The following is a 5,814-nucleotide window of genomic DNA, read 5'->3' on the forward strand; positions in this document are numbered from 1 at the left end:
CCGCCCGGATGGCCGTCGGCGCCGGTCACCGGGCGCTGCTGCCCGTGGCCGCGCTCGCCGGGGCCGTCTTCCTCGTCCTGGCCGACCTGGTCGCCCGTACGGCGGCGGCCCCCGAGGAGGTTCCGGTCGGGGTGGTCACCGCACTGGTGGGCGGGCCCTTCTTCCTGTGGATGCTGCGCCGCACCAGCCGCACCGAGGGGGTGGCGGGATGACCCGCGGACCGGGGGGAACTCGGCGTCGAGGCCCTGCGTTACGAAGTGGACGGGCACACCCTGCTGCACGGGGTCGACCTCACCGCCCGCCCCGGCGAGACGGTCGGCGTGGTCGGGCCCAACGGCAGCGGCAAGACCACCCTGCTGCGCTGCGTCTACGGCACCCTGCGGCCCACCGCCGGCCGGGTGCTCCTCGACGGGGCCGACGCCGCGGCGCTCGGCGCCAAGGAGCGGGCCCGCCGGGTGGCGGTGGTCCCGCAGGACGCCACCGGCACCTTCGGGCTGACCGTGCGCGAGGTCGTCGCCATGGGCCGCAGCCCGCACAAGCGCTTCTGGGAGCAGGACGGCCCGGAGGACCGGCGTCAGGTGGCAGCGGCGCTGGAGACGGTCGGCGCGGCCGGCTACGCCGAGCGGCGCTTCGAGGAGCTCTCCGGCGGCGAGCGCCAGCGTGCCCTCGTCGCCCGCGCCCTCGTCCAGGAACCGGGCCTGCTGGCCCTGGACGAGCCGACGAACCACCTCGACATCCGCTACCAGCTGGAGGTGCTCGGCCTGGTCCGCGGCCTGCCCGCGACCGCCCTCCTCGTCCTGCACGACCTCAACCTCGCGGCGTCCTTCTGCGACCGGCTGTACGTCCTGTCGGCGGGGCGGGTCGTCGCCGCGGGGCCGCCGGGCGAGGTACTGGACGAAGCCCTGCTGGCGGAGGTCTACGGGGTCCGCACCCGCGTCGGGGTCCACCCGACGACGGGCGCCCCCAGCATCGTCTACCTGCCGTGACCCGGCTGTGAACGGATCCGGCCCGGCCCCCCACGGGCCGGGCCGGCCCGGAAGGCCGTACTAGCCGCCGTACGGGCGGGTGATGATCTCCATCGCGTGCCCGGCGGGGTCCATGAAGTACACCCCGCGGCCCCCGTCGTTGTGGTTGATCTCGCCCGGGTGCTTGCGGTGCGGGTCGGCGAAGTACTCGACCCCCGAGGCCCGGATCTTCTCGAAGGCGGAGTCGAACTCCTCCTCCGCGATCAGGAACGCGTAGTGCTGCGGCGTGATGGACTCGGCCGGGATGGTCGCGAAGTCCAGGGTCACGCCGTTGGCGGTGGACACGGGGACGAACGGGCCCCACTCAGGGCCGACTTCGAGACCGAGGATGTCCGCGAGGAAAGCGGCGGACGCCTTGTTGTCGAGGGAGTGGACGATCGTGTGGTTCAGCTGGACCGACATGGGTGAATGCCTCCGAAAGGCAGTCACGGCACCTCCATGCCTCACCCGGTCGGTGACCGACACGCGATGCCGTCGCCTTGATCCTAAACAGCCCGTACCGGTGCGGTCCACCCCTTTCGCGCCATGCGCGCGCCGTCCCGCCCGCGGCCGACACACACTGTTCACGCCCCGCGGGCCAGGCCGACCGGCCGGTCTCCCTAGACTGCGACGTGGTCCACCGCACGAGCACGGAGGAAGAACCCGCATGCGCTACGTCCCCCGGGGCACCTCAGGGTTGAAGGTCTCCGCCGTCGGCCTCGGCTGCAACAACTTCGGCGGCCGCCTCGACGCCCGGGCCACCGGCGCCGTCGTCGACGCCGCCCTCGACTCCGGGGTCACCCTCCTCGACACCGCCGACATCTACGGCGGCCGGGGCGGCTCCGAGAGCCACCTCGGCCAGGCCCTCAAGGGCCGCCGCGACCAGGTCGTCCTCGCCACCAAGTTCGGTTACGACGGCGTCGACATGGGATACGGCCCCGCCGCCGGATCCCGCGGCGGCCGCGCCTACATCCGGCGCGCCGTCGAGGAGTCCCTGCGCCGCCTGGACACCGACCACATCGACCTCTACCAGCTGCACAGCCCCGACCCCGGGACGCCCGTCGCCGAAACCCTCGCCGCCCTCACCGAACTCGTCGCCGAGGGCAAGATCCGCTACATCGGGCACTCCAACCTCAGCGGCTGGCAGCTCGCCGAAGCCGCCCACACGGCCCGCGAGACCGGTGCCGTGCCCTTCGTCTCCGCGCAGAACGAGTGGTCGCTGCTCCAGCGTTCCGCCGAGCGGGAACTGGTCCCCGCCGCCCGCCACTACGGCCTCGGCGTCCTCCCGTACTTCCCGCTGGCCAACGGCCTCCTCACCGGGAAGATCCGCCGGGGTGCCCCCGTCCCGGCCGGCTCCCGCCTCGAAGGCCGCGACGGCTACCTCACCGAGGAGCGCCTCGACACCGTGGAGGCGCTGGCCGCGATCGCCGACGGGTACGGCCGCAGCGTCCTGGAGCTGGCCATCGGCTGGCTCTCCGCCCAGCCCGGCTGTTCCTCCGTCATCGCCGGTGCCACCTCGCCCGAGCAGGTGCGCGCCAACGCCGCCGCGGCCGAACGGCCCCTGGAGGCCGAGCTGCTGGCCGAGGTCGACGAAGCCGCGCGGGCCCACGCATGAGCGCCCCGCTGCGCTGCGCCGTCCTCGACGACTTCCAGCGGGCGGCCACCACCCTGGCCGACTGGTCTCCGGTCACCGGCCGGGGCGTCGAGGTGGTCACGTACGAGGACCACCTCGACGACGAGGACGAACTGGCGGCCCGGCTGGCCGGCTTCGACATCGTCGTCACCCTGCGCGAACGCGTCCCCTTCCCCGCGGGCCTGCTGGAACGGCTGCCGCGGCTGCGCCTCCTCGTCGCCAGCGGCATGCGCAACTCGGTCATCGACCACGCCGCCGCCCGGCGCGCCGGCGTCACCGTCTGCGGCACCGCCAGCTCCTCCACCCCGCCCGTCGAGCTGACCTGGGCCCTGCTGCTCGGCCTGGCGCGCGGGCTGGTCACGGAGAACACCGCCCTGCGCGAGGGCGGCCCCTGGCAGCAGACCGTCGGCGCCGACCTGCACGGCCGTACCCTCGGCCTGCTCGGCCTCGGCAAGACCGGCAGCCGCGTCGCCCGGATCGGGCTCGCCTTCGGCATGCGGGTCACGGCCTGGAGCGCCAACCTCACCAAGGAGCGCGCCGACGCGGAAGGGGCGGCGCTCGCCCCGTCCAAGGAGGCACTGCTGGCGGACAGCGACTTCGTCTCCGTCCACCTCGCCCTCGGCGACCGCACCCGGGGCCTGATCGGCGCGGCCGAACTGGAGCTGATGCGCCCGACCGCCTACCTGGTCAACACCTCCCGCGCCGCCATCGTCGACCAGGACGCACTGCTCGACGCCCTGCGCTCCGGCCGCATCGCCGGGGCCGGCCTCGACGTCTTCGACACCGAGCCGCTGCCCCCGGACCACCCGCTGCGCACGGCCCCGAGGCTGCTCGCGACCCCGCACCTCGGCTACGTCACCCGGGCCAACTACGCCACCTACTACGGCGAAGCCGTCGAGGACGTCCTGGCCTTCCTCGACGGCTCACCTGTACGCGTGCTCGGCGGGGCCTGAACCCCCGGGGGTCCTCCCGTCAGGACGTGACGTCCTTGCGGGAGAACCCCCGGAAGGCGAGCGCGAACAGCACCACGGCGTACGACACCGACACCACCACGCCCTTGACCATCCCGCCCCACTCCAGCTGCGGCTGCAGGGCGTCCGCCCAGGCGAACTGCCAGTGGGCGGGCAGGAAGTCGCGCCACGACCCGAGGGCCGTCACCGCGTCCAGCACGTTCCCCACGATCGTGAGGCCGACCGCCCCGCCCACCGCGCCGAGCGGCGCGTCCGTCCGCGTCGACAGCCAGAACGCCAGCCCGGCCGTCACCAGTTGCGACACGAACACGAACGCCACCGCCAGCGCCAGCCGCGGCACGGAGTCCCCGGCGGCCAGCGCCCCGCCCGTCGGGAGCCGCAGCGGCCCCCAGCCGTACGCGGCCGTGCCCGCCGCCAGCGCCACCACCGGCAGCAGCACGATCGCCGCCAGGCTGAACCCCAGCGCCACCACCAGCTTGCTCCACAGCAGCCGGGCCCGCGGCACCGGCGAGGCCAGCAGGTAGCGCAGCGAGGACCAGCTCGCCTCCGAGGCGACCGTGTCCCCGCAGAACAGCGCCACCGGCACCACCAGCAGGAACCCGGCCGACACGAACAGGCAGGTCACCGCGAAGTTCGCACCGGAGGCCGTCGCCGTGTCGATCAGGCTGATCCGGCCGTCGGCGCCGCCTCCGCCTCCGCCTCCGCCGCGCCCGCCGTCCGGGCCGCCGCCCACCGCGAACGCGATGATCATCACGAACGGCAGGGCGGCCAGCACCCCTCCCATCACCATCGTCCGCCGCCTGCGCCACTGCCGCAGCGCCTCCACCCGCAGCGGCAGCGTGCGCCCCGCCCGGTAGCCGGGCGCGGTCTCCCGCACCCGGGTCTCCTCCACGGCGCTCATGCCGTACCTCCGATCAGGGTGAGGAACGCGTCCTCCAGCCGCCGGTGCGGCCCCACCGCCGCCACCGGCAGCTCCAGCCGCACGAGTTCGCCGATCAGCGCCGCGGGCGACGCGCCGTCGAGCCGGACGAGCAGCCCCTCGTCGCAGCGCACCGCGGAGGCCACGCCCTCCAGGGCGGCGACCTTCCCCACCGTCACGTCGTCCACCGGCTCCGCCAGGGTCACCAGCAGGGTGTCCCCGCCGCCGGTGATCTCGGCGACCTCGCCGGCCCGCACGAGCCGTCCGCGGTCCATGACCACCAGGTGCGTGCAGGACTGCTCCACCTCCGACAGCAGGTGGCTGGAGACGATGACCGTCCGCCCGCCGGCGGCGTAGCGGATCATCACGTCCCGCATCTCCCGGATCTGCGGCGGGTCCAGACCGTTCGTCGGCTCGTCGAGGATCAGCAGGTCCGGCATCCCCAGCATCGCTTGCGCGATGGCGAGCCGCTGCCGCATGCCCTGCGAGTACGTGCGCACCGCCCGCTCCAGGGCGTCGCCGAGCCCGGCGATCTCCAGGGCCTCCGCCATGTGCGCGTCCTCCACCGGACGGCCCGTGGCCTGCCAGTACAGCTCCAGGTTGGTCCGTCCGGTCAGGTGGGGCAGGAACCCGGCGCCCTCCACGAACGCCCCCACCCGCGACAGCACCGGCGAGCCGGGCCGGACCGGATGCCCGAACACCCGGATCTCCCCGGCGTCCGGCGTGATCAGGCCCATCAGCATCCGCAGGGTCGTGGTCTTCCCCGCGCCGTTGGGCCCGAGCAGGCCCAGCACCTGGCCCTTCTCCACCCGGAAGGAAAGGTCCCGCACGGCGTAGCGGTCCTGTGCCTTCGCGTACCGCTTCGTCAGCCCGGTGATGTCCAGTGGTACGTCGGCCAGTGCGGGTTCGGGCTGCGCTTCCCGCACCCGCGTCCCCGCCCGGCCCCCGCCGGTCCGCCGGATCCCGAGGAGCCCCGCGGCGAGCGCCAGCGCGCCCAGCGGCATCCACCACGTCCAGGCGGGCAGGCCGGCGGCCGCGGTCTCCACCCCGTCCGCGACGGGCACCCGCAGCGGGCCCTCCGCCGAGACGGTGTAGGAGGCCGGGGCGGCCGGGGAGGCGTAGCCGAGGTCGGTGGCGGCGACGACCAGGCGCAGCCGGTGCCCGGCCTGGACGGCGTGGTCGATCGCCGGGAGCCGCAGCTCCACGCTCCGGCCCTGCCCGGCGTCCTCCACCCGTACGGGCGCGACCAGCTGGTAAGGCAGCACCTGCTGCCGCCCGTCCGGCCCC

Annotated in this window: 7 protein-coding genes; 4 read left to right on the forward strand and 3 right to left on the reverse strand. The window is 74.6% G+C overall.

Features of this window, described 5'->3' with window-relative positions:
• Together SSNG_RS31360 and SSNG_RS31365 are read left to right on the forward strand one after the other, a co-directional pair.
• A partial coding sequence (locus SSNG_RS31360) for an iron chelate uptake ABC transporter family permease subunit (protein ID WP_128637244.1) occupies positions 1-212 on the forward strand: 212 nt, incomplete at its 5' end.
• 45 nt (positions 213-257) lie between these two features.
• On the forward strand, positions 258-986 hold the full coding sequence (locus SSNG_RS31365) for an ABC transporter ATP-binding protein (protein WP_241695162.1): 729 nt from the start codon (positions 258-260) through the stop codon (positions 984-986).
• Between the two features lie 60 nt (positions 987-1,046).
• On the opposite strand, the gene SSNG_RS31370 is transcribed toward SSNG_RS31365, so the two are convergent.
• Positions 1,047-1,427 carry a VOC family protein gene (locus SSNG_RS31370; RefSeq protein WP_007267973.1) on the reverse strand — a complete coding sequence of 127 codons (381 nt, stop codon included), beginning with the start codon at positions 1,425-1,427 and terminating at the stop codon, positions 1,047-1,049.
• 244 nt (positions 1,428-1,671) lie between these two features.
• On the opposite strand from SSNG_RS31370, the gene SSNG_RS31375 reads away from it, so the two are divergent.
• Both SSNG_RS31375 and SSNG_RS31380 read left to right on the forward strand, forming a co-directional pair.
• Complete coding sequence (locus tag SSNG_RS31375; protein ID WP_007267974.1) at positions 1,672-2,619, forward strand: aldo/keto reductase; 948 nt, start codon at positions 1,672-1,674, stop codon at positions 2,617-2,619.
• Positions 2,616-3,590: a D-2-hydroxyacid dehydrogenase family protein gene (locus tag SSNG_RS31380; RefSeq protein WP_042802434.1), complete on the forward strand. Its 975-nt coding sequence runs from the start codon at positions 2,616-2,618 to the stop codon at positions 3,588-3,590. The genes SSNG_RS31375 and SSNG_RS31380 overlap by 4 nt, the downstream gene beginning before the upstream one ends.
• 19 nt (positions 3,591-3,609) lie before the next feature.
• Here SSNG_RS31380 and SSNG_RS31385 read toward each other — a convergent pair whose 3' ends face one another.
• Entirely contained in the window at positions 3,610-4,509 is a 900-nt protein-coding gene (locus SSNG_RS31385) for an ABC transporter permease (RefSeq protein ID WP_007267976.1), read from the reverse strand.
• Positions 4,506-5,814: ABC transporter ATP-binding protein (locus SSNG_RS31390; protein ID WP_063749929.1), on the reverse strand; the 1,309-nt coding region annotated here is incomplete at its 5' end. The genes SSNG_RS31390 and SSNG_RS31385, both read right to left, overlap by 4 nt.

It is taken from the genome of Streptomyces sp. C, from assembly GCF_000158895.1.
GTDB lineage: Bacteria > Actinomycetota > Actinomycetes > Streptomycetales > Streptomycetaceae > Streptomyces > Streptomyces racemochromogenes.